This window comes from Paraburkholderia sp. BCC1886, assembly GCF_900996245.1.
GTDB lineage: Bacteria > Pseudomonadota > Gammaproteobacteria > Burkholderiales > Burkholderiaceae > Paraburkholderia.
In genome coordinates this window covers 81,614-103,230 of sequence record NZ_CAAJGK010000129.1, presented here as the reverse complement: position 1 = coordinate 103,230, position 21,617 = coordinate 81,614, and the positions used below count along the sequence as shown (strand labels likewise).

Below are 21,617 nucleotides of genomic sequence, written 5' to 3'. Positions count from 1 at the left end.
TCCATGCCAAATCATCCCCGCGCCGATCGCGCGCGGCGTAACAGCCGGTTAGCCAGCCACTGCAAAGCAGAACACAACACCAGATAGACGATGCCCACGAAGATGAAAATCTGCGCCGGGTAGATCATCAGCCGGCTGTTCACCTGATTGGCGAGGAAAGTGAATTCGGGCACGCCGACGATATACGCGAGCGAGGTGTCTTTCACGAGCGACACCCATTGGTTCACGAACGACGGCATCATCACGCGCACGGCTTGCGGCAGCACCACGTAGCGCAGCGCCTGCCAGCGTGTCAGGCCGAGCGACAGTGCCGCATTCTGCTGACCCGCACCGATCGACACGATGCCCGCGTGAACCGAATGCGACAGATAAGCGCCGCCGATCAGCGACAGCGCGCACACCACGGTCGCGAGGCCCGGCACGTCGAGATGCAGCACGATCGGCATCAGGAAGAAGGTCCAGAAAATCAGCATCAGGACCGGAATCGCGCGGAAGAATGCGACGATCGCGAGCAAAAGCGCATGCCCCACGCCGCGCGTGACGAACAGCGCGACGCCGCCCGCGAGCCCCAGGACCCCGGACAGGACGGCCGATATCACGGAGAGCACGACGGTCAACGCCGCCCCGCCGAGCGGACCATCGGGAAACGCACCGAGCAGCAGATAACGCAGCGTCGGCAACCAGTCGGGCGCGCTCATGCCCGCCCCCGCTGCAATGCCCGCACGCCTGTGTGCTGCCAGACCACCAGCGCCGCTTCGATCAACGCGATGGTGCCCACGTACAGCACCGTGGCCGTGCCGAAAGCCTGGAAAGTCCGGAAGCTTTCGGTATCGACCTGACGCGACATGTACGACAGTTCGGCCACGCCGATCGCCATCGTCAACGACGAGTTCTTGACGATGTTCATGTATTGCCCCGCGAGCGATGGCGTCGCAATGCGCACCGCTTGCGGAAGAATGACGTATCGCAGGCTGGTCAGCCGCGTCATCCCCAACGCTTCACTCGCCTGATACTGCGCGCTGCTCACACCGCGAATGCCCGCGCGAAATTCTTCCGCGATAAAAGCCGTGCTGTAGAAGGTCATGCCGAGCCAGCCGGCAAACAGTTCGAAGCTCGGCCAGCGCAGCGCGAGCGGCCCGATGGACCCCACGTGGGGCGTGTTGAGCCAGGTCATCCAGTGCTCGGGCAACAGCGTCGCCGCGCCAAAATACCAGAATAGCAACTGCACCAGCAGCGGTGAATTGCGAAACACCAGCACGTAGATACTGGCCGCGCCCGCGATCGCGCGATGCCGGGCGATCTGCGCCATCGCGAGACCAAAACCGAGTATCGTTGCACACACGACGACGCACACGGAAAGCAGCAGCGTGATGCCGAAGCCATGCGCGAGCCAGCCCAGATAGCGCTGATCCAGCCAGAAATTCAGGAAGTGCAATTGAAAACCTCAAGCGACGAGGCCCGGCCGCTCGCAACAAGCAGGCCGGGCCATCCTGGGACGTCGGAATAACGCAGTCGATCAGCTCTTCTGCGGGTCGCCGATCTTGAACAGACGCGGCAGCGGTGCGGCGCTCTTCGGGCCGAACCACGTGTCGTAGATGCTGGCTGCCGTGCCCTTGGCTTCGAGATCTTTCAGCGTATCGTTCACGACGTTCAGCAGACGGGTTTCGCCCTTCGGCACGCCCACGCCTTCATAGTCGTTCGAAATGGTGAACGCCGGAATTTCGTAGTTAGCCTTGTCCGGGACTTTCGCCAGCAAGGCGACCAGCTTCGGGCCGTCCTGCGTGATGGCCTGCACGTTGCCCGTACGCAGCGCGGCAAACGCGAACGGCGTGTCGTCGTAAGCGATGATCGTCGCACTCGGGAATTGCGCGCGGACCTGTTGTTCGTTGGTGGTGCCTTTATCCGCGCCGATACGCAGGCCGTTCAGTTGTTGCGGCGAAGTGAGCGTGCCCTTCTTCGCGATGAACTGCGTGCCCGACGCGAAATACGGCGTGCTGAAGTCCACTTCTTTCTTGCGGTCGTCGGTAATCGTGAAGTTCGCGAACACCAGGTCCACCTTGCCGGACTTTAGAAAAGCGATACGGTTCGCCGGATTGGTCGGCTGAATCTCGAGTTTGACGCCGAGTCGCGTCGCCAGCGCACGCGCATAGTCGATATCGAGTCCGACGATCTGATTGCTCTTCGGATCGACGAAGCCGAACGGCGGATTGCTGTCGAACGCGGCAACCCGCAACACGCCCGCTTTCTTGATGTCGTCGAGACGGTCCGCATGCGCGGCGCTGGACAGGACGAAAAGGCCTGCGGCAATAACCGCGCCGAATTTCTTGATGTTCATAACGGTGGCTTCCTTTTTTTCTGGGACCTCGCGCGAATCTTCGGACAAGCTTCCCCCGAGCGCGAGCCGCCACTCTAACAATGCTCGCGATTGGTGCAAACCAAGCATTTGTCGAGTGCTAAGCGGCATCTGTGATATCGCCGATCGACTCGCTGACGCATCGCACGGTTCGATGAAATGGATAGCAGAAAAAGTTGGTTGGGCCGCCCAGTCAACCTCAGTAGACTCGGCTTCATCTTGTCATAACAAGTTGAGCCCATGCCCAAACCGGCCAGCAATCTCGCCGTCGCTGTGACTGCGCTGCCCCTGTACGCGCAGATTACCGAAACCCTGCGTACGCGCATTCTCGACGGCACCTATGCGCCGCATAGCCAGATGCCCTCCGAGTACGAACTGTGCGCAATGTTCGACGTCAGCCGTATTACGGTGCGTCAGGCGCTGGGCGATCTGCAGAAGGAAGGCTTGCTGTTCAAGCTGCATGGCAAGGGCACCTTCGTCTCGAAACCGAAGGCATTTCAGAACGTCAGCTCGCTGCAAGGTTTCGCGGAAGCGATGTCGTCGATGGGTTATGAAATCGTCAACCGTCTGCGCAGTTTCAAATTCGTCGAGGCGGAGCGGCAGGTCGCGGCGCGCCTGAACGTCGAGGAAGGCACGACGGTCACGGAGATTCATCGCGTGCGCCTGCTCAACCGCGAACCGGTTTCGCTCGAACTGACATGGCTGCCCGAGTCCGTGGGCCGGCGTCTGGCGAATGCCGATCTCGCGACGCGCGACATTTTCCTGATTCTGGAAAACGATTGCGGCATCGCGCTGGGCCATGCGGACGTGGCCATCGACGCGATTCTCGCGGATCACGATATTGCCGACGCGCTGCGCGTCGAGGAAGGCAGTCCGATCATGCGCATCGACCGTCTGACTCACGACGCCGACGGCGCGCCGCTCGATTACGAGCACTTGTATGTGCGCGGCGATGCGCTTCAGTACCGCCTGCGTATCGACCGCGAAAAAAGCGAGTCGGCCACTTCACGCACCTCGACAGGGAAATCACGATGAATACGCATGTACTCGAATACGACGTGGTCGTGGTCGGCGGCGGAACAGCCGGACCGATGGCGGCCGTGAAGGCAAAAGAAGGCAATCCGGGTCTCAAGGTGCTGCTGCTGGAGAAAGCCAACGTCAAGCGCAGCGGCGCGATCTCGATGGGGATGGACGGACTGAACAACGCGGTCATTCCCGGCCATGCGACGCCCGAACAGTACACCCGCGAAATCACGATCGCCAACGACGGCATCGTCGATCAGGAAGCCGTCTATGCGTATGCGAAGCATAGCTTTCAGACCATCGAGGAACTCGACCGCTGGGGCGTGAAATTCGAAAAGGACGGCACCGGCGATTACGCGGTGAAGAAAGTGCATCACATGGGCTCGTACGTGTTGCCGATGCCGGAAGGCCACGACATCAAGAAGGTGTTGTACCGGCAACTAAAGCGGGCGCGCGTGGCGATCACCAACCGGATCGTCGCCACGCGTCTGCTCAAAGACGCGCAAGGCAATGTATGCGGCGTACTCGGCTTCGACTGCCGCACCGCCGACTTCTATATCGTGCGCGCCAAGGCGGTGATCCTGTCGTGCGGCGCGGCCGGGCGTCTCGGCCTGCCCGCCTCCGGCTATCTGATGGGCACCTACGAGAATCCGACCAATGCGGGCGACGGTTATGCCATGGCGTATCACGCGGGCGCAGCGCTCGCGAATCTCGAATGCTTCCAGATCAATCCGTTGATCAAGGACTACAACGGTCCCGCGTGCGCATACGTGACGGGTCCGCTCGGCGGCTTCACGGCGAACGGCAAGGGCGAACGCTTCATCGAATGCGATTACTGGAGCGGCCAGATGATGTGGGAGTTCTACCAGGAACTGCAAAGCGGCAACGGCCCGGTGTTCCTCAAGCTCGACCACCTCGCGGAAGAAACCATCCAGACCATCGAACAGATTCTGCACACGAACGAGCGGCCGAGCCGCGGCCGTTTTCATGAAGGACGCGGCACCGACTACCGGCAGCAGATGGTCGAAATGCACATTTCGGAGATCGGCTTCTGTAGCGGTCATAGTGCATCGGGCGTTTATGTGAACGCGCGCGCGGAGACCACCGTTGCGGGTCTGTATGCCGCAGGCGACATGGCGGCGGTGCCGCACAACTACATGCTCGGCGCGTTCACTTACGGCTGGTTCGCGGGTCGGAATGCCGCGGCCTACGTGGCCGGACGCGAGCATGCGGCGATCGATCAGGAACAGGTCGATGCCGAACGGGCGCGCATTTACGCGCCGCTGGAACGCGAAAACGGTCTCGCTCCGGCGCAGGTCGAGTACAAGTTGCGCCGCATGGTCAACGACTATCTGCAGCCGCCGAAGGTCACCCGCAAGATGGAAATCGGCCTGCAGCGCTTCGAGGAAATCGGCACGGACATCGACGCGATCAAGGCCGCGAATCCGCACGAACTGATGCGTGCCGCCGAAGTGCGCGCCATCCGCGACTGCGCGGAAATGGCCGCACGAGCCTCGCTGTTTCGCACCGAGAGCCGTTGGGGCCTGTATCACCATCGCGTCGATTATCCGCAGCGCAACGATGCCGACTGGTTCTGCCATACGCATCTGTTCAAGGACGACACGGGCCGCATGACGAGCAGAAAACGCGCGGTCGAACCGTATGTCGTGCCGCTCGCCGAGACCGAACTCGATTCATACCGGCACCTGCGCATTCACGAAGCCGCCGACGCCACCGTTTAAAAGGAATTCGCGATGTCCTATACGCCTCACGAAATTTTTCAGCGTAGCTCGGCGCCCGTCACGATCGACGAAGACAAATGCATCGCCGACAAGGGCTGCACGGTGTGCGTCGACGTGTGTCCGCTCGACCTGCTTGCCATCGATATGAGCAAGGGCAAGGCTTACATGCAGTTCGACGAATGCTGGTACTGCATGCCGTGCGAGCAGGATTGCCCGACCGGCGCGGTCAAGGTCGAGATTCCGTATCTGCTGCGCTAAAGCGCTGTAGAACGATTGACCCACACGCTCCCCCTTCACGCGATCGCCCCATGACCGACTCTCCTTTGCTGATTCACGACCCCGACACGCTCGCGCCCGAAGTCGCCGCGTTGCTGCCCCGCCTTGCGCACGACGACCCCGTGGTCCGCCGGATCGCGCTGCTGGAACTCGCCGATCTGGAAGAGCCCGATGCGCTCCCGGCCATCGCGCATGCACTGGCGCACGATGCGTCGGCGGACGTGCGGCGCGAGGCCGCGCGCGTGCTCGGCGCGTGGGAGGAAGCGTGGATCGTGGACGCGCTTTGTCACGCGCTGCTCGACGCCGAGCGCGAAGTGGGCACCGCCGCAGCGCACAGTCTGTCGGTATTGAAGGACACCGCGTCGGGGACGGTTCTGCTGCGCTGGACCGATCACGCCGACCCGTTCGTCCTGGCCGCCGTGCTGCGTGCGCTGCGCGAATTACGTCATGCGGATGCGCTGGACCCGGCCTTGCGCGGGCTGAATCATCACGACGACACGGTACGGATAGAAGCGGTCGTACTGCTCGGCTGGCTCAAGGACGTTCGAGCCCTGGCGCCGCTCGCGCACGCGGCCAGGTCGGACGCGAGCGCCGAGATTCGTCGCGCGGCAGTCGGTGCGCTGGGCTTCGCTTCCGTGGCCGACAGCGCAGCACCGGACGCCTTGCTGCACGCACTCGCCGACCCGGTCTGGCAAGTTCGCGAAGAAGCCGCGACGACGCTCGGCAAACTGCGCGCCCGGTTCACGCGCGACACATTGGTCGCAGCGCTCGCCGACGACTTCTGGCAGGTCCGTTTGCGGGTGGCACGCGCGCTGGGGCAGATCGGCGATCGCGCGGCGGCGTTGCCGGTCGCCGCGCTGCTCACCAGCGCCATCAGCAATCTACGCAAGGAAGCCGCGCTCGCACTCGGCGAACTGCGCGAACCCGCTACGCTCGACGCGCTACGCGCTGCGCTCGACGACGCCGACCCCGACGTGCGCAAGGCCGTGCGTATCGCGTTGCAGCAGATCGAAGAAGCGCGCTCGTGATCACGCCCGAGCGCATCGAACTGGACAGCGAAGCGCGAGCGCTTTGCATCCATTGGCCCGATACGGCGCCACAGCGGATCGCGTATGCGGCGTTACGCGCGGCCTGCCGCTGTACGCATTGCCGCCGCAACGGCTCGCGTCGCACAGACGACAGGTTCGACGATACGTCGGTCATGGCGATTCACCCGATGGGCTATGGCATCCAGATGGTATTCAGCGACGGACACGAGCGCGGTATCTTCCCATGGGCCTATCTCGCGCAATTGCCCGCCCTCACCGCCTGACCGCGACTTCCCGCCCGCGAAAATTCTGCCGCCAGATCTTCGGCGAAATGCCGTACGCGCGCCGGAAGTGCAACCGCAACGATTCCGGCGAGCCGAAGCCGGCGAGCGCGGCAATCGCGTCGACCGAATGATCGCTGGTTTCCAGCAGGCGTTGTGTGAGCACGAGTCGTTCGCCCAGCAGCCATGCACCCACCGTCGTGCCCGTCAGCAAACGGAACTGACGCGTGAACGTGCGCCGGCTCATCAAGGTTCGGGCAGCGAGGCTATCCAATGTATGCGCGTCGTCCAGTTCGCCGCGCAACGTGTCGAGCAGCCCCGACAGGCGCGACTCTCTTCCGGTCGAGGGTAACGGATGTTCGACGAACTGCGCCTGCCCGCCCTGCCGATGCGGCGGCACGACGAGTCGTCGCGCCATGCTGTTCGCGCACTCGGCGCCATAGCGCTGGCGGATGAGATGCAGGCAGCAGTCGATGCCCGCCGCCGTGCCGGCCGAGGTCACCACGTTGTCGTCCTCGACGTAGAGCACGTCCGCGGCCACCTTCACGCCCGGATAACGCTGCGCGAAATCGGCTGCGTAAGCCCAGTGCGTCGTGGCGCTGCGTCCTTCCAGCAAGCCCGCCTCGGCCAGCACGTACGCGCCCAGACACAAGCCGACGATCTGCGCCCCGCGCCGTTGCGCACTGACCAGCGCCTTGAGCAGCGGCGCCGGCGGCCGTTCGTGCGGGTCGCGCCAGGTTGGCACGATGATCGTGTCCGCGGTTTTCAGCGCGGCCAGACCGTGCGCCACGCCAAGAGAAAACCCGGCCGTCGTATTCAGGGTGCCCGCTTCGGCCGCGCAAACCTTGAGCGTGAATTGCGGCATGAGCGACTGCCCGGCGCCGGGCGACTCGCCGCCGGTTTCGCCGAACACGACGCAGGGCACGGACAGATGAAACGGGCTGATGCGGTCGAAAGCGACCACTGCGATGACAGGTCGGCGCATGCTGGTTTCCGAAGACGAAGAACGGGTTGACCCGATCTTAACGGAGATTGTCGTTCGGGCCACTTAAACCCGCGGGCCGGATCGGCAAGAATGGCTGCATTCCACCTCACTCCACGGACTGCACCATGAGCAAGCAAGCGTTGATCGTCATCGACATACAAAACGACTATTTTCCGGACGGTGCGTTTCCGCTCTGGAATAGCGACGCCGTTCTGGAAGCCAACGAGCGCGCCATCGCGCGGGCCCAGGCCAAAAACATTCCGGTGATTCTGGTTCAGCACGTGGCCGACACGGCAAAAGCCCCGTCGCCTTTTTTCAATGCCGGAACGCCGGGCGTCGAAGTGCATGAACGGATTCGCGCCGCCGCACCGGACGCCAGCGTGGTCGTGAAGACTCATGCCGACGCATTCCACCTCACGAAGCTGGAAGAAACGCTGTCGAAACTCGATGTCGAGGAACTGCTGATCAGCGGGATGATGACGCACAACTGCGTGACGCATACCGCGATTTCGAAGGCGGCGGAAAAATACGCCGTGAAGATTCTGCCTGACTGCTGCACGTCGGTCAGCCGGCCAATACATCTGATGGCGCTGAGTGCGGTGTCCATTCGCACGCCGCTGGTCGAGTCCACCGACATACTGTGAGACGGGTGCTAGTCCCGCTCGACCACCGCGCGATAACCGAGGCCGCGCACGGTCACGATGGTGACGGGCACCGTGGTCGCCACGAGCCGGGCACGCAGCCGCGCGACGAGCAGATGCAGCGAGGTCGTGTCCGCATCCGCTTCGCCGAACACATAGTCGACCAGTTCGTCGCGACGGACTTCGACGCCCGGTTCACGCAGTAGACGGTCCATCAGCAGATACTCGCGCTTGCGCAGCAACAGGCGGGTACCGTCGGCCGCGAGCAGACTGCGCGTGGCTAGCGACAGCACCGACGTCGCGGACGATACCTGCGGACCCGGCTTTCCCGGCGTACCGGCGAACCGACCGCACAGCGCAAGCAGGCGCGCGTGCAACTCCGCATAGTCGTACGGATCGTTCAGACAGATATCGGCGCCGGCCTGCAACGCAGCCGCCCGGCTGGGCTCGTCGCCTTGCCGGTCGATCACTACGAGCGCCGTGTGCGCGGGTCTCGCGGCGAAGAGGCGTGCCGTCGCTATTGCGCTGCCGGCCACCAGCGCGATCAACGCATCGACATGCTCCGCGCTCGCCGAGTAGGCGGCGTCGACGGCCGCCTGCAATTCCATCACGCTGTGATTCGATTCGACCAGCGCTTCGGCGAGATAGCGCCGTGGACCGTCGTCGCCGATACAGATAATGCGCATCGCCGTTTCTCCCCGCTCAGCCGCGTGTGCGGTGTTGCCAGCAATCGAGCGTCACGCATAGCCCGGGCGCCGCGTCGGACAGGCTCAGGCCGAAATCGTGCAGACGTATCACCGCCTGCACGACCGAGAGACCGAGCCCCGATCCCGCTACCGCACTGGTCAGTTCGCTGCGATAGAACCGCTGGAAAACCGCCAGCCGCTCCGACACCGGAATGCCGGGCCCGGTGTCGCTAATGGCGATACGGGGACCCTCGTCGCACTGGCTCACCGCAATCCGCACGCGCCCGCCTTCGGGCGTGAACTTGATGGCGTTGTCCAGCAGATTGACCAGCGCCTCGAACATCAGCGGGTAATCCGCGCGGACGTTCGCCACCGCTTGCAGGTCCATCTCCAGTTGCACCTGCCGGACGGCCGCCACCGGTTGATACAGTTCGCCGGCCTGGCGGCAGAGGTCGGCCACCGCGACATCGCTGAACCCCTTGCGGCGGTTCATCGCTTCGATTTCGGAAATGCGCATGATCGCCGCAAAGCGCTTGAGGACTTCGTCGGCTTCGCCGAACGCCTGGTCGACGAGTTGCGCCTCTTCGGCGGCCATGCCCGCGGTCGGAATCCGCGCGAGCAGCGAACGGATATGGATGACCGGCGTGCGCAGGTCGTGCGCGATGCCGTCACAGGCGCCCTTCACTTCATGCATCAGGCGCGATACTTCGTCGAGCATGTGATTGACGATCTGCGAGAGCCACGCAATCTCGTCGCGGCCCGCGGCGGGCAAACGCGCATCGAGGTCGCCCAGCGCGATCTGCTGTGCGACGCGGCGCACTTCGTGGACCCGGCGCAGTTGTCCCGTGGACACCAGCAAACCGACGCCGAGGCCGCCGAGCATCACGATCGCCGCGCTCCACGCGAGACCGCCCAGCATGTAGCCGCGCAAGCGCGCCATTTCGTCGACATCGCGCGACACGACCAGCACGTTGCCATTTGCGAGCCGGATGGCGCGGGTGCGCATGTACTCCGGACGCGCGCTCGACGAACCGTTCAGCAGCGGGGTGCTCCACACGCCTTCGCCATCCGCGCGCACGCCTTTGGGCCAGGCCAGCACGTCGCCCGCGAGCCACGTCTTGTCGGCGGAAAACAGCCCGTAGTAATTAACCGGCCGATGCATTTCGCTGCGGATATGCGCGGCGATCTGCATCGGCATCTGGTCGACGGGCAAGGCCGAAAAGTACGCGAATTGCCAGTCGATGTTGTAGTCGGCCTGGGTCGCCGTGTACGACGCGGAGTTCCAGTAGTTCAGATACACGAGCCCCGACATCGACACGGCGAACACCAGCCCGAAGGTCACAAACAGCCGCAGAATCGTACTTCGCCAGAGACTCATGTTCATGATTCAGCCCAACATATAGCCGGACCCGCGCACGGTCCGGATCAACGGCCGCATGCCGGGCAGGTCGATCTTCTTGCGCAGCAGCCCGATGTACACCTCGATCAGATTGGTACCCGGATCGAAATGCATGTCCCACACCGACTGGAAAATCATCGTGCGCGTGACGATCTGCGCCGAGTTGCGCGCGAGATAGTCGAGCAGGCGGAATTCGACGGGCGGCAGCGAAATCTCATTGCCGGCACGCTTCGCCGAGCGTTTGATGAGATCGATTTCGAGGTCGTCAACCTGGAGCCAGGTCACGACCGGTTGCAGCGAACGGCGCCGGTGGCGCAGCAGCACCTGCACGCGCGCTTTCATTTCATCGGGCGCGAAGGGCTTGGCGATGTAATCGTCACCGCCCGCGAGCAGGCCGCTCACGCGCTCGTCGACGTCGGACAGCGCGCTGATCATCAGCACCGGTGTGTCGACACCCGCGCCGCGCATCGCCTTGACGATGGTCAGCCCGTCGATGCCAGGCAACACACGGTCGAGCGTGACGACGTCGAACGTGGGATCGACCGCGTGCGCCAGTCCCTCGCGCCCGGTACGCACCCACTCCACGTCGAAGCCGCCTTCGCGAAGCGTGTCGGTAATGTCGCGACCCACGATGGGGTCGTCTTCAATGGTGAGAATCCTGTTCATGGTTCAAGTGGCCGCAAAGCCCGGACCGCTGAAAAATGGGTTATTCAGTATCGCAAACGCACGCATGCCGAAGATGAGGAATTCTTTAGGTATGTGTCCATGAAAGAACCTTAATGTTTCGGCAGCAAAGTTTCGCGCCGGCTCTGCAAACATGAGACTGCACCGTGCACCGTTGCTGCCCGGGCGCACCTCGATCAACTCCTGCGGATTTACCGACGCCATGAAACGACTCCTCTCCATTCTGCTTATCGCCAGCGCCGTGACGCTACCCAATGCTTCCGCGTTTGCTTCGGTCACCCAGACCGCGGCGCCGGGTGTCTCGCGCCAGCAGGTACGCGCCGACCTGTACCGCGCTTTCCTGACCGGCACGACCGCGAACGACGAGAAATACACCTACCCCGCGCCGCCCGACAACCGCGCCGAACTCTCGGCGTTGCGCTGCAATCAGGCTCGCGCGCACCTGTCGCACGCCGAATTCCCGTCGATCGTCAGTGCCGTATGCACGGGTTAGGCCGTCAGGCAGTACGCCGGGTGCTGGCCGTCGCGCTGTGTTGCGCTGGCCTGCCCGGCGCCCTGACACAAGCCGCCCACGCCGCGTCCTTGCCCGCCGCGACCGGCAAAAGCCGTGCGACGGTCGACGCCGAACTCTGCCGCGCCGAACAGGCCGGGCTGGTACCCGCCACCAATCTCGGGCCGCCCGACGCGTGGACGATCGCCCGCAATCAGGCGAGCTTCGCGGCAACGGGATTCCACTGCCCGGCCGCACCACACAAGGGCGACACGGTCCGCTAGCCACTCGACAACTGCCGCCACACGAGCCCGTCACCTGCGACATTTTGACTTTATTTTAACTAATCAGTTAAAATTTCACCGAAGCGGCATCGAGGGTCCCGCGCTTCGCGCAAAACCCGACCTTGTCCTGTTTGCGAGGAATCACCGGAGAACCCACTTGCTGCGCCGTAAATTTCTATCGTCAATGATCCTGATGGCCGCCGGCATCGCCGTTGCCCGCGCCCGTGTGATTTTCGGCGGCATGCCGTGGTTCAAGGACCCGGTCATGCTGCCCGAACCCGTCGTGCCGGACGGCTGGAAGTTTTTCACGGCTGCCGAAGTCGCCACCGTCGAGGCCATCGCCGACCGGCTGATTCCCCCGGACGAACTGAGCATCGGCGGCAAGGAAGCGGGTTGCGCGCTGTTCATCGACCGGCAACTGGCCGGCGACTATGGGCGCGCGGCGACTCAATACCGGCTGGGCGATTTCAAGCCCGGCACGCCGAGCCAGGGCCCGCAGATCAAGGACACGCCTGCCGAGCGCTATCGCAAAGGTCTGCAATCGCTCGACGCGCATTGCCGCACGAACTTCGGCCAGAAAACGTTTGCAGCACTCGCGGCGGATCAGCAGGACGGTCTGCTCAAACAGCTCGAAGCCGGTCAGCTCGCGCTTGCCAACGTCGACGCCAAGGCGTTCTTCAACCTGGTGCTGCAAAACGTTCGCGAAGGCTTTTTCGCGGACCCGGTATATGGCGGCAACAAGGATATGGCGGGCTGGAAGATGCTCGGTTTTCCCGGTGCGCAGTACGACTTTCGCGACATGATCGGCCGTCAGGGTGAAGACCTGAAGATCATTCCGATCAGCCTGATCAGCCGTAAGAGCTAGCGCAATCGCCCGAGCAATAACCCGAGCATTAGCCAGACATAAGCGGCCATTCGAACGGCACCCCACTGTACCCAAAGCAACCAGCGGAGAATCACAATGGCACTCAAACGTGCTAAGGCCGACGCCGTGATCGTCGGTCTCGGTTGGGCCGGCTCGCTGATGGCGAACGAGCTCACGCTCGCCGGCCTGAACGTCGTCGCGATCGAACGCGGTGCATGGCGCGACACCAGCAGCGATTTCCCCACCACCGTCGACACCGACGAATTGCGTTTCGCGACGCGCCGCGCGCTAATGCAGCCGCCCGCCGTCGAAACCCTCACCTTCCGCAATACACCGGATCAAACCGCGCTGCCGCTGCGCGACTGGAACACGTACCAGTTCGGCATCGGCGTGGGCGGTGCGGGCACGCATTGGAACGGCATGACATGGCGATTCCTGCCGAACGATTTCCAAACGTATTCGAATACCGTCGAGCGCTACGGCAAGAACAAGTTTCTGGAAGGCATGCAGGTGCAGGACTGGGGCGTCACCTACGCCGAACTCGAACCGTACTACGACAAGTTCGAGCGTCTCGCGGGCACGTCGGGCCGTGCAGGCAACATTCAGGGCAAGGTTCAGGAAGGCGGCAATCCGTTCGAAGGTCCGCGCCATCGCGACTATCCGCTGCCGCCGCTCGAACGCACCCGCGTGGCGACGATTTTCGACCAGGCCGCGCGCGGGCTCGGCTACCATCCGTTTCCCGTGCCGGCGGGCAACACGTCGGGCGCGTATGTGAATCCGCTCGGCGTGCACATGGCGCCTTGCACGTATTGCGGTTACTGCGAGTTCTTCGGTTGCGGCAACTGGTCGAAGAGCAGTCCGCAGGCGTGCATCATGCCCGCGCTCATGCAGCGCAAGAATTTCAGCGTAATTACCGAATCCGAAGTGCTGCGCGTGAATCTTGCCGACGACAAAAAGACGGCGACCGGCGTGACCTTCGTCGACCACGACAATAACGAGTGGGAACAGCCCGCCGATATCGTCGTCATCTCGGCCTACCAGATGGACAACGTGCGGTTGATGCTGCTCTCCGGCATCGGCAAACCGTACGACCGCGATACCGGCGAAGGCGTGGTGGGACGCAACTACGCGTACCAGACCATCTCGGGCGCGTCGATCTTCTTCGAGAACGAACGGCTCAATCCGTTCATCGGCGCGGGCGCGCTGGCGCAGGCCATCGACGACTTCAACAGCGACAACTTCGATCACACGAACCACGACTTCATCGGCGGTGGCGTGGCGCTCGTGCACTCCACCAACGGCCGGCCGATCGGTTTGTCCAACGGCGTGCCGCCGGGCACGCCGCGCTGGGGCAGCGAGTGGAAAAAGGCGTATCAGCACGCGTACCAGAACTACAACTCCATCTACGTGATGGGTAACAGCTATCCGCATCGCAACGTGTATCTCGATCTCGATCCGGAATACAAGGACCGGTTCGGCCGGCCGCTGTTGCGCGTGACGTTCGACTGGATCGAAAACGACAAGCGCTCGGCGAAGTTCATGGCCGACAAGTCGGAAGAACTCGGCCACGCGATGGGTGCGAAAACCGTCGTACGCAGCGAGCCGACCACCAAACCGTTCTCGCCGATGGACAACCTCTCGTCACACACCACCGGCGGCGCGATTATCGGCGACGACCCGAAGACCAGCGCGCTGAATCGCTATCTGCAAAGCTGGGACGTACATAACACCTTCGTGGTGGGCGCCTCCGCGTTCGCCAACAACGGCGGCTACAACCCGACCGGCACGGTGGGCGCCACCACGCTGTGGGCCGCGGAAGCGATCAAATCGCAATACCTGAAATCGCCCGGACCTTTGGTGAGGATCTAGACGTGCGCACACGAACACTCATCGGTTCTTTCAGCGCGGTGCTGCTCGCCGCGGCGGCGTTCGTCGCATGGGATCATGCGGGCGTCGCCCGCGCCGAAGACAACCCGAATGCGCAGAGCAACCTCGGCGCGCCGAGTTCGGTGAACGCGCCGGCTGCGAAGGCCGCGCCCGTGGCCACCGCAACGGGCGCAGCGTCGGCCGATTCGGATGCGATCAAACGCGGCCTGTACCTGGCCCGCGCCGGCGACTGTATCGCCTGCCATACGGCCGAAGGCGGCAAACCGTTTGCGGGCGGCCTGCCGTTGCAAACGCCGTTCGGCAAGATCGTCGCGAGCAATATCACGCCCGACCGGCAGACCGGTATCGGCACCTGGACCGACGCGGAATTCATTCGCGCAGTGAAGGAAGGCCGCGGCAAACACGGCGAATTCCTGTATCCGGCCATGCCTTATACGGCGTATGCGAAAGTCAGCGATCAGGATCTGCGCGACATCAAGGCGTATCTGGATACGGTGCCCGCGGTGAACAACAAGGTCGACGCCAACCAGTTGCCGTTTCCGTTCAACATCCGCATGCTGATGTTCGGCTGGAACCTGCTGTTCTTCCACAATGCGCCGTTTAAAAACGACGACCGGCAGTCGGTGGAATGGAATCGCGGCGCTTATCTCGTCGAAGGGCTCGGCCATTGCGCGTCGTGCCATACCGCGAAGAACTTCCTGGGCGGCGACGAAGCGGCGTTGCAGGGCGGCTCGCTGCAGGGCTGGTATGCACCGGAAATCACCGGCAATCCGTACACGGGGCTCGGCAAATGGTCGACGCAGGATATCGTCGAGTACCTGCATACCGGCGGCAATAGTCGCAGCGTGGCATCGGGCCCAATGGCCGAAGCCGTGACGAACTCGCTGCAACACCTGAGCCCCGCGGACCTGCAAGCGGTCGCCGTGTATCTCAAGAGCTTCCCGGGTTCGGACCGCACGGCCCCCGCCGCGCTGGCGGCGAACGATCCGACGATGACGCTCGGCCATTCGCTCTTCATGGCGAACTGCGCCGCGTGCCACCGCTCGTCGGGCGAAGGCGTGACAGGCATGGTGTCGTCGCTCGCGCAAAGCGCCGGCGTGCAGGCGCCGGACCCGACCAACATGCTGCGCACGATTCTGATAGGCAGTCGCGGTGCGGTCACGCAAAGCAATCCGACCGGGGCCGCCATGCCGAACTTCAGCTGGAAGTTGACGGACGGCGATATCGCCGCCATCTCGACCTATGTGCGCAACAGCTGGGGCAACGCGGCCGCGCCAGTCGCGGCGGACGACGTGAAGAAAGCACGCAGCAGTCTCGGCGCGCAATTGGCGCTGGGGGTGGCGCAGGCGAAGTAACGCGACCTGCCGTTATTTAAGCAGCGGGACGAAGCCGGCATGGCACACATGCCGGCTTTTTTTATGCGGTTGCGATTGGCGTCGATACTTTCGATACGCGCACCGCCGTCCCATAACACAGCACTTCGGAAATACCCGAGGCAATCTCCGTCGCGTCGTAACGCATGCCGACAATCGCGTTGGCACCCAGCACGCCGGCCTCGTTCATCATCCGTTCGAACGCATCCTGGCGCGCGCGTTCGCACAGCGACGTGTATAGCGTGATGTTGCCGCCGAACAGCGTCTGTAACGACGCGCCGATCGATCCGACCACCGAGCGCGAGCGCACGATGATGCCGCGCACCACGCCGAGCGACGCCTCGGTGCGATAGCCCGGCAGTTCGAAAGCCGTGGTGACCATGCTGCGTTCGATCATCGATACCTCGCTGGAAATGACAACGTGCGTTCAAGGTTGACTTAATGGATCGTGGGCGTGGGCGTGGGCATCGGCAGCGGCACCGGTCGCCGCCACCGTCCCCGCCGACACGCCGAACTGCAACGCCGCCAGTTGCGCATACAACGGCGAGCTGATCAGCAGATCCGCGTGACGCCCCTGCGCGACGATTTGCCCCTGCTCCAGCACGACGATGCGGTCGGCCTGCTGCACCGTCGCGAGCCGATGCGCAATGACGAGCGTCGTGCGGTTCTGCGTCGCGTTGTCGAGCGCGGTTTGCACGAGCCGTTCGCTCGCGGCGTCGAGTGCGCTGGTGGCTTCGTCGAACAGCAGGATGGGCGGGTCTTTCAGAATCGCGCGGGCAATCGCGATGCGCTGGCGCTGTCCGCCGGAAAGACGCACGCCGCGTTCGCCGAGAAAGGTGTCGTAGCCCTGCGGCAGATCGTCGATAAAGCCGGCCGCAGCGGCCATGCTCGCCGCTCGCTGCACCTGTTCGAGCGACGCCTCGGGCGAGCCGTAGCGAATGTTGTCGAGCACGCTGCCCGAGAAGATCACCGATTCCTGCAGCACCACGCCGATGCGCGCGCGCAGCGCGGTCAGCGAAGTCTGCCGGGTCGAGACACCGTTGATCGAAATATCGCCGGCCTGCGGATCGTAAAAGCGCAGCAGCAGTTGGAACAGCGTGGTCTTGCCGGCGCCGGACGGTCCCACCAGCGCGACGTGTTCGCCGGCCCGCACGTGCAGCGTGAGACCGCCGAGCGCGGCGATGCCCGGGCGCGACGGATAGGAAAAGCTCACGTCGCTGAAACGGATGCCCTCGCCCTGCGCCGGCAACTCGACCGGGCGCGCCGCTTCGAGCACCGGCGAACGCGACGCCAGCAGTTGCAGCAAACGCTCGGTCGCGCCCGCCGCGCGTTGCAGATCGCCCCAGACTTCGGCGACCGCGCCGACCGCGCCCGCCGTGAACACCGCATAGAGAATGAACTGCGACAATTGCCCCGCGCTCATGCGCCCGGCCAGCACGTCCTGGGCGCCCAGCCACAGCACGAATACGATCGCACTGAACACCAGCACGATGACCACGGCTGTCAACCAGGCCCGCGCGCGAATCCGCGTGAGCGCGGTGTCGAACGCGAGTTCCACCGCGCCGCCGAAGCGCCGTCGCTCGAGCGGTTCCTGCGTGTACGACTGCACGGTCGGCATCGCATTCAGAATCTCGCCGGCCAGCGCGCTCGTGTTCGCGATCCGGTCCTGACTCGCGCGTGACAGCCGCCGCACGCGCCGTCCGAAAATGACGATCGGCGCGACCACCACGACCAGCGTCGCGATGATGTACGCGGACAGCACGGGGCTCGTCACTGCGAGCATCGCCACGCCGCCGACCAGCAGGAATGCGTTGCGCAATCCGAGCGACAGACTGGTGCCGACCACCGCCTGGATCAGCGTGGTGTCGGCAGTGAGGCGCGACAGCACCTCGCCGGTCTGAGTAGTTTCGAAGAACTGCGGACTCATGCGCAACACGTGATCGTAGACGGCACGACGCAAGTCGGCGGTGACGCGCTCGCCGAGCCATGACACGAGATAGAAGCGCAGTGCGGTGGCCGCCGCCAGCACCAGCGACACAGCGAAGAGCGCCAGGAAATAGCGGTCGATATGGCTTCGGTCGCCCGCCGCGAAGCCGCGATCGATCAGATACTTGAACGCCACCGGCAGCACCAGCGTCGCCCCCGCCGAGGTCACCAGCGCGAAAAACGCCAGCGCCCAGCGTCCGGCGTAAGGCCTTAGAAAGGGGAACAGCGCGAATAGCGGCGCAATGCGCTTCGACGGGGATGAGGCGGAAGACGGCGTCGAAGTCGATGAAGCGGCAGCGTCCGGCATGAGAGTCCAGGGCGATTGAAAACGGCCCATTGTGCCAGTCTTGCGGATTTCGAACGCGGGGCGGTTGCGGAGTGGCCGTGGGTTGACCGCCAGGGCGACCGCCCCGCACGCATCACGACAGGTGATGCACCTCCTGCAACCCGTACACCGGCGTGTCGATCCCTTCCATGCGCGCCTTCAGTTGCAAGGACAGATACTGCGAGTAATGCCGCGACTGATGCAGATTGCCGCCGTGAAACCACAACGCCTGCTGTTGCGTCGGCTTCCACATGTTGCGCTGCTCGCCTTCCCACGGCCCGGGGTCTTTGGTGGTGGCCGAGCCCAGCCCCCACACCTTGCCGACCTTATCCGCCACTTCGCGCGAGATCAGATCGGCCGCCCAGCCGTTCATCGACCCATAGCCGGTTGCATAGACCACCACGTCGGCAGGCAACTCGGTGCCGTCGCTCAGCAGCACGCCATGCGCCTTCAGTTCCACCACGTCCACGCCGCTTTTCAGCTTGATCTTGCCGTCCGCGACGAGATCCGCCGCGCCCACGTCGATGTAGTAACCTGAGCCGCGCCGCAGATATTTCATGAAGAGGCCCGAGTCGTCGTCGCCGAAATCGAGCATGAAGCCGCGCTTTTCGAGCCGGTCGTAAAACTCCGCGTCGCGTTTGCGGATCGCGTCGAATACCGGCTTCTGGAAGGTGTGGAGAATTTTGTACGGCAGCGAGGCAAAGGTCAGATCGGCTTTCGACGTGGTCATGCCCGACGCGACCGCGCGTTCGGAATACAGGTCGCCGAGCGCCAGCTCCATCAGCGAATCCGACTTGACGATGTGCGTGGACGAACGCTGCACCATCGTCACGTCGACACCCGCTTCCCACAGCGCGCCGCAGATATCGTGCGACGAGTTGTTCGCGCCGATCACCACGACCTTCTTGCCCTTGTACGCATCCGGTCCCGGATGCTTCGACGAGTGATGCTGGTCGCCTTCGAACACGTCCTGACCCTTGAACGCAGGGACGTTCGGCTTGCCCGACATGCCCGTGGCCAGCACCAGCTGTTTGGGCCGCAAGGTCAGCACCTCGCCGTCGTGCTCGACTTCGACCACCCATTCCGCCGCGGCCTCGTCGTAGCGCGCGGACTTGCACACCGTGGAGCCCCAGTAGTTCAGCTCCATCACCCTGGTGTACATCTCGAGCCAGTCGCCGATCTTGTCCTTCGGCGTGAATACCGGCCAGTTATCCGGAAACGGCAGATACGGCATATGGTCGTACCACACCGGGTCGTGCAGACACAGCGTCTTGTAGCGATTGCGCCAGGCATCGCCCGGCCGCGGATTCTTGTCCACGATGATGGTCGGCACACCCAGTTGCCGCAGACGCGCGCCGAGACCAATTCCGCCCTGGCCGCCGCCGACGATCAGGCAGTACGGCTGCTCGGCGCGTCCGAGCGCCTCGGCTTCGGCTTCACGACGCTCCTTCCAGCTCGTACGATCGAGTCGCGCGCCGTGTTCCGCGCCCATCGGACGACGATTGCCTTTCGGCTCTTCGTGGCCCTTCAACTCGCTCATCGTGGTCAGCAAGGTCCAGATCAGGCCGTCTTTCACGCGGATAAAACCGCTGCCGCGCGCGACTTCCGTTTCGAAGGTGATCCACGCCTGCAGCAGGCCGTCCGCTTCGGTCGGCGTTTCGTTCTCCGCGATGCGCAGCCGCGTCGGTTTGATCGCGCCAAGCTGCGCGTCGAGCATCGCGCGAATCTGCTCACGGCCTTCCATGGTCTTGATGTTCCAGGTGAACGCCACGAGATCGCGCCAGTAACACTCGGGCTGGAATAGCGCGACGGCGGCTTCGGTATCGCCGCGCCTCAGCGCGGATTCCAGAGACTCCAGAACGTGGCTGATCGTTTGATGGGCAGGGTTGTCGTCAGGCATGGTTGCTCCTCCATTCGAAACGGATTGATGAAAGTTGGAAGTGATGCGCGGGTCTCGGCCCGGCTGGTGAAGGCAATCGCGCTGTCGTCACAGCGCGATCGTGAAACGTGGACGGCTATCGTCGATGCGGCGCAACGATGGCGAATCGCGTGATGCGCCGGTAGAGCGTCGCCCGTGAAATATCGAGCGTGCGGGCCGCTTCGTCCGGCCGCCATTTGGCCTGGGTCAGCGCGGCGACGATGCGCTGGCGTTCCAGCGTATCGCTCTCGTTGAACATGGGCGCGGTTTCCGGTGTGGCCTGCGTGCTCACTTGATCGTGTGCGGCAGGTTCGCGATCGCGACTCGCCGCACGCCGCGGCGCACTCGTGACCGGCGGGCGGACCCGCGCGTAAAGCGGCACGCCATCGCCGATTCGCTTCAGTGACACGCGGTCGCGGCCCGGCTTCACATCCAGCAGGCGTTCGGCGCGTACGTCGAAAAGTTCGTCGACCCGCCGCGGCAAGCGCTCGAGGCCCGGCACGCATTCGCGCGCGCGCCGGTTCGCGGCGACGGCCATACCGCGCGCGTCGAAGGCGATCAATATTTCCGGTTGCGCTTCGACGTAATGGCGATTGCGGTGCGCGAGCAGCACCCAGCAATCGGTGGTCGCGTCGAGAAAGAAACTGTCTTCGATCAGCATCGCGCCGTTGCGCACGATGTGATTGACGAGGCGCTGACTTTCGCGCTCGTCCGGCGAGCGGATCGCCGATGCGTCGAGCACGCCGATCAGTTCTCCATCGAGTCCGAAGATCGGCGACGCGCTGCAGGTGAGCGTGGTAAAGGCGGCACGGAAATGATCGGTCTTGTGCACCGTGATCGGTTTCGAATCGAGCAGCACGGTGGCCACGCCACAGGTGCCCTCTTCCCGCTCCGACCAGCACGAGCCGAGATACAGGCCGGCGCGTTTGAAGTCGTGGCGGCGTTCGCGGTCGACGCGATAGTCGATGGTCACGCCTTGCGCGTCGGTCAGCATCACGCAGTAGTCGGCCTCGCGCACCGTCTCATGCAAACGCGACAGGCATTGTCCCGACGCACGCAACACCGATTCCTCACGATGCTGGACATCGCGCAGTTCCGGCGCGCTCAGAATGCGCGGGCCTTTGGTCAGGCCCGGGTCGAGGTGGTATTGCTCGAGCGAGCGCCAGTAGGAAGAAGCCAGCCGCGTCGACTCGCCGCCTGCGTGCGGCGCGCGTCCTTCGATCGCGCGACGGATACGGTCGATATGTCTGACCTGCGGAACATAAGGCATGAATGTCTCCGTGATTCCGGCGCGCTTCGATCGACGACAGCAACGGCACGCTCAGGGAGACTTTTAGCATGGGGTTCGCGCAAGAGCACACTGCAGCGCAGCATCGCGCCGACTGAGACGT

At 63.8% G+C, this 21,617-nt stretch carries 23 protein-coding genes; 11 read left to right on the top strand and 12 right to left on the bottom strand.

Annotated features, from left to right (window positions below; translation table 11 throughout):
- Positions 1–11: 11 nt before the first annotated feature.
- The 3 genes from FQ746_RS33760 to FQ746_RS33750 form a co-directional block, all read right to left on the bottom strand.
- The gene (locus FQ746_RS33760; RefSeq protein ID WP_144114147.1) at positions 12–698 is read right to left on the bottom strand and encodes an amino acid ABC transporter permease; all 687 of its coding nucleotides are present in this window, start codon (positions 696–698) and stop codon (positions 12–14) included.
- Entirely contained in the window at positions 695–1,435 is a 741-nt protein-coding gene (locus FQ746_RS33755) for an amino acid ABC transporter permease (protein WP_260854262.1), read from the bottom strand. Before FQ746_RS33755 ends, FQ746_RS33760 begins: the two co-directional genes overlap by 4 nt.
- An 81-nt stretch (positions 1,436–1,516) precedes the next feature.
- The gene (locus FQ746_RS33750; RefSeq protein ID WP_144114146.1) at positions 1,517–2,335 is read right to left on the bottom strand and encodes an ABC transporter substrate-binding protein; all 819 of its coding nucleotides are present in this window, start codon (positions 2,333–2,335) and stop codon (positions 1,517–1,519) included.
- Between the two features lie 258 nt (positions 2,336–2,593).
- On the opposite strand from FQ746_RS33750, the gene FQ746_RS33745 reads away from it, so the two are divergent.
- From FQ746_RS33745 to FQ746_RS33725, 5 genes are read left to right on the top strand one after another with little or no spacing between them, the layout of a single operon-like run.
- A complete protein-coding gene (locus tag FQ746_RS33745; protein ID WP_144114145.1) occupies positions 2,594–3,388 on the top strand; it encodes a GntR family transcriptional regulator in 795 nt (264 codons plus the stop codon).
- Entirely contained in the window at positions 3,385–5,118 is a 1,734-nt protein-coding gene (locus FQ746_RS33740; RefSeq protein ID WP_144114144.1) for a fumarate reductase/succinate dehydrogenase flavoprotein subunit, read from the top strand. Before FQ746_RS33745 ends, FQ746_RS33740 begins: the two co-directional genes overlap by 4 nt.
- A gap of 12 nt (positions 5,119–5,130) precedes the next feature.
- Positions 5,131–5,376, top strand: coding sequence for a ferredoxin family protein (locus FQ746_RS33735; RefSeq protein ID WP_144114143.1), 246 nt, complete (start codon positions 5,131–5,133; stop codon positions 5,374–5,376).
- A 50-nt stretch (positions 5,377–5,426) separates the two neighbouring features.
- Positions 5,427–6,422, top strand: a complete 996-nt coding sequence (locus FQ746_RS33730; RefSeq protein WP_144114142.1) for a HEAT repeat domain-containing protein — start codon at positions 5,427–5,429, stop codon at positions 6,420–6,422.
- Positions 6,419–6,706 (top strand): DUF971 domain-containing protein, encoded by a 288-nt coding sequence (locus FQ746_RS33725; RefSeq protein ID WP_144114141.1) that lies wholly within the window; start codon positions 6,419–6,421, stop codon positions 6,704–6,706. The genes FQ746_RS33730 and FQ746_RS33725 overlap by 4 nt, the downstream gene beginning before the upstream one ends.
- On the opposite strand, the gene FQ746_RS33720 is transcribed toward FQ746_RS33725, so the two are convergent.
- Positions 6,696–7,688 carry a helix-turn-helix domain-containing protein gene (locus FQ746_RS33720; protein WP_144114140.1) on the bottom strand — a complete coding sequence of 331 codons (993 nt, stop codon included), beginning with the start codon at positions 7,686–7,688 and terminating at the stop codon, positions 6,696–6,698. The two genes, FQ746_RS33725 and FQ746_RS33720, sit on opposite strands and share 11 nt — an antisense overlap.
- A 125-nt stretch (positions 7,689–7,813) precedes the next feature.
- Here FQ746_RS33720 and FQ746_RS33715 point away from each other — a divergent pair, with 125 nt between their 5' ends.
- Positions 7,814–8,332 carry a cysteine hydrolase family protein gene (locus tag FQ746_RS33715; RefSeq protein WP_144114139.1) on the top strand — a complete coding sequence of 173 codons (519 nt, stop codon included), beginning with the start codon at positions 7,814–7,816 and terminating at the stop codon, positions 8,330–8,332.
- A gap of 8 nt (positions 8,333–8,340) precedes the next feature.
- Here FQ746_RS33715 and FQ746_RS33710 read toward each other — a convergent pair whose 3' ends face one another.
- The 4 genes from FQ746_RS33710 to FQ746_RS34985 are packed head-to-tail and all read right to left on the bottom strand — an operon-like array spanning position 8,341 to position 11,302.
- Positions 8,341–9,015, bottom strand: a complete 675-nt coding sequence (locus FQ746_RS33710; protein WP_144114138.1) for a response regulator transcription factor — start codon at positions 9,013–9,015, stop codon at positions 8,341–8,343.
- Between the two features lie 16 nt (positions 9,016–9,031).
- Positions 9,032–10,393 carry a sensor histidine kinase gene (locus tag FQ746_RS33705; RefSeq protein ID WP_186310906.1) on the bottom strand — a complete coding sequence of 454 codons (1,362 nt, stop codon included), beginning with the start codon at positions 10,391–10,393 and terminating at the stop codon, positions 9,032–9,034.
- Positions 10,394–10,402: 9 nt separating this feature from the next.
- Positions 10,403–11,080, bottom strand: coding sequence for a response regulator transcription factor (locus FQ746_RS33700; RefSeq protein WP_144114136.1), 678 nt, complete (start codon positions 11,078–11,080; stop codon positions 10,403–10,405).
- 3 nt (positions 11,081–11,083) lie between these two features.
- A complete protein-coding gene (locus FQ746_RS34985) occupies positions 11,084–11,302 on the bottom strand; it encodes a hypothetical protein (protein WP_186310905.1) in 219 nt (72 codons plus the stop codon).
- On the opposite strand from FQ746_RS34985, the gene FQ746_RS33695 reads away from it, so the two are divergent.
- The 5 genes from FQ746_RS33695 to FQ746_RS33675 all read left to right on the top strand — a co-directional run bounded on the left by FQ746_RS33695 (position 11,301) and on the right by FQ746_RS33675 (position 15,979).
- Positions 11,301–11,591 carry a DUF4148 domain-containing protein gene (locus FQ746_RS33695; RefSeq protein WP_186310904.1) on the top strand — a complete coding sequence of 97 codons (291 nt, stop codon included), beginning with the start codon at positions 11,301–11,303 and terminating at the stop codon, positions 11,589–11,591. The genes FQ746_RS34985 and FQ746_RS33695 overlap by 2 nt on opposite strands.
- Complete coding sequence (locus FQ746_RS33690) at positions 11,579–11,872, top strand: DUF4148 domain-containing protein (RefSeq protein WP_144114134.1); 294 nt, start codon at positions 11,579–11,581, stop codon at positions 11,870–11,872. The genes FQ746_RS33695 and FQ746_RS33690 overlap by 13 nt, the downstream gene beginning before the upstream one ends.
- 157 nt (positions 11,873–12,029) lie before the next feature.
- The gene (locus FQ746_RS33685; protein ID WP_144114133.1) at positions 12,030–12,737 is read left to right on the top strand and encodes a gluconate 2-dehydrogenase subunit 3 family protein; all 708 of its coding nucleotides are present in this window, start codon (positions 12,030–12,032) and stop codon (positions 12,735–12,737) included.
- A 96-nt stretch (positions 12,738–12,833) separates the two neighbouring features.
- A complete protein-coding gene (locus FQ746_RS33680; RefSeq protein WP_144114132.1) occupies positions 12,834–14,606 on the top strand; it encodes a GMC family oxidoreductase in 1,773 nt (590 codons plus the stop codon).
- Positions 14,607–14,608: 2 nt separating this feature from the next.
- Positions 14,609–15,979, top strand: coding sequence for a c-type cytochrome (locus FQ746_RS33675; RefSeq protein ID WP_222105915.1), 1,371 nt, complete (start codon positions 14,609–14,611; stop codon positions 15,977–15,979).
- Between the two features lie 61 nt (positions 15,980–16,040).
- On the opposite strand, the gene FQ746_RS33670 is transcribed toward FQ746_RS33675, so the two are convergent.
- The 4 genes from FQ746_RS33670 to FQ746_RS33655 all read right to left on the bottom strand — a co-directional run bounded on the left by FQ746_RS33670 (position 16,041) and on the right by FQ746_RS33655 (position 21,496).
- Complete coding sequence (locus FQ746_RS33670; protein ID WP_144114131.1) at positions 16,041–16,394, bottom strand: YbjQ family protein; 354 nt, start codon at positions 16,392–16,394, stop codon at positions 16,041–16,043.
- 30 nt (positions 16,395–16,424) lie between these two features.
- Complete coding sequence (locus FQ746_RS33665; protein ID WP_144114130.1) at positions 16,425–18,290, bottom strand: ABC transporter transmembrane domain-containing protein; 1,866 nt, start codon at positions 18,288–18,290, stop codon at positions 16,425–16,427.
- 112 nt (positions 18,291–18,402) lie between these two features.
- On the bottom strand, positions 18,403–20,208 hold the full coding sequence (locus FQ746_RS33660) for an NAD(P)/FAD-dependent oxidoreductase (RefSeq protein ID WP_144114129.1): 1,806 nt from the start codon (positions 20,206–20,208) through the stop codon (positions 18,403–18,405).
- Between the two features lie 115 nt (positions 20,209–20,323).
- A complete protein-coding gene (locus tag FQ746_RS33655) occupies positions 20,324–21,496 on the bottom strand; it encodes a sigma-54-dependent Fis family transcriptional regulator (RefSeq protein WP_144114128.1) in 1,173 nt (390 codons plus the stop codon).
- Positions 21,497–21,617: the final 121 nt, after the last annotated feature.

Bases quoted from the DNA above. Each gene is read 5' to 3' on its own strand.
- FQ746_RS33760 (WP_144114147.1), bottom strand. From the start codon at position 698: ATGAGCGCGCCCGACTGGTTGCCGACGCTGCGTTATCTGCTGCTCGGT.
- FQ746_RS33750 (WP_144114146.1), bottom strand. From the start codon at position 2,335: ATGAACATCAAGAAATTCGGCGCGGTTATTGCCGCAGGCCTTTTCGTC.
- FQ746_RS33745 (WP_144114145.1), top strand. From the start codon at position 2,594: ATGCCCAAACCGGCCAGCAATCTCGCCGTCGCTGTGACTGCGCTGCCC.
- FQ746_RS33740 (WP_144114144.1), top strand. From the start codon at position 3,385: ATGAATACGCATGTACTCGAATACGACGTGGTCGTGGTCGGCGGCGGA.
- FQ746_RS33735 (WP_144114143.1), top strand. From the start codon at position 5,131: ATGTCCTATACGCCTCACGAAATTTTTCAGCGTAGCTCGGCGCCCGTC.
- FQ746_RS33730 (WP_144114142.1), top strand. From the start codon at position 5,427: ATGACCGACTCTCCTTTGCTGATTCACGACCCCGACACGCTCGCGCCC.
- FQ746_RS33720 (WP_144114140.1), bottom strand. From the start codon at position 7,688: ATGCGCCGACCTGTCATCGCAGTGGTCGCTTTCGACCGCATCAGCCCG.
- FQ746_RS33715 (WP_144114139.1), top strand. From the start codon at position 7,814: ATGAGCAAGCAAGCGTTGATCGTCATCGACATACAAAACGACTATTTT.
- FQ746_RS33710 (WP_144114138.1), bottom strand. From the start codon at position 9,015: ATGCGCATTATCTGTATCGGCGACGACGGTCCACGGCGCTATCTCGCC.
- FQ746_RS33705 (WP_186310906.1), bottom strand. From the start codon at position 10,393: ATGAGTCTCTGGCGAAGTACGATTCTGCGGCTGTTTGTGACCTTCGGG.
- FQ746_RS33700 (WP_144114136.1), bottom strand. From the start codon at position 11,080: ATGAACAGGATTCTCACCATTGAAGACGACCCCATCGTGGGTCGCGAC.
- FQ746_RS33695 (WP_186310904.1), top strand. From the start codon at position 11,301: ATGAAACGACTCCTCTCCATTCTGCTTATCGCCAGCGCCGTGACGCTA.
- FQ746_RS34985 (WP_186310905.1), bottom strand. From the start codon at position 11,302: ATGGCGTCGGTAAATCCGCAGGAGTTGATCGAGGTGCGCCCGGGCAGC.
- FQ746_RS33690 (WP_144114134.1), top strand. From the start codon at position 11,579: ATGCACGGGTTAGGCCGTCAGGCAGTACGCCGGGTGCTGGCCGTCGCG.
- FQ746_RS33680 (WP_144114132.1), top strand. From the start codon at position 12,834: ATGGCACTCAAACGTGCTAAGGCCGACGCCGTGATCGTCGGTCTCGGT.
- FQ746_RS33670 (WP_144114131.1), bottom strand. From the start codon at position 16,394: ATGATCGAACGCAGCATGGTCACCACGGCTTTCGAACTGCCGGGCTAT.
- FQ746_RS33665 (WP_144114130.1), bottom strand. From the start codon at position 18,290: ATGCCGGACGCTGCCGCTTCATCGACTTCGACGCCGTCTTCCGCCTCA.
- FQ746_RS33660 (WP_144114129.1), bottom strand. From the start codon at position 20,208: ATGCCTGACGACAACCCTGCCCATCAAACGATCAGCCACGTTCTGGAG.
- FQ746_RS33655 (WP_144114128.1), bottom strand. From the start codon at position 21,496: ATGCCTTATGTTCCGCAGGTCAGACATATCGACCGTATCCGTCGCGCG.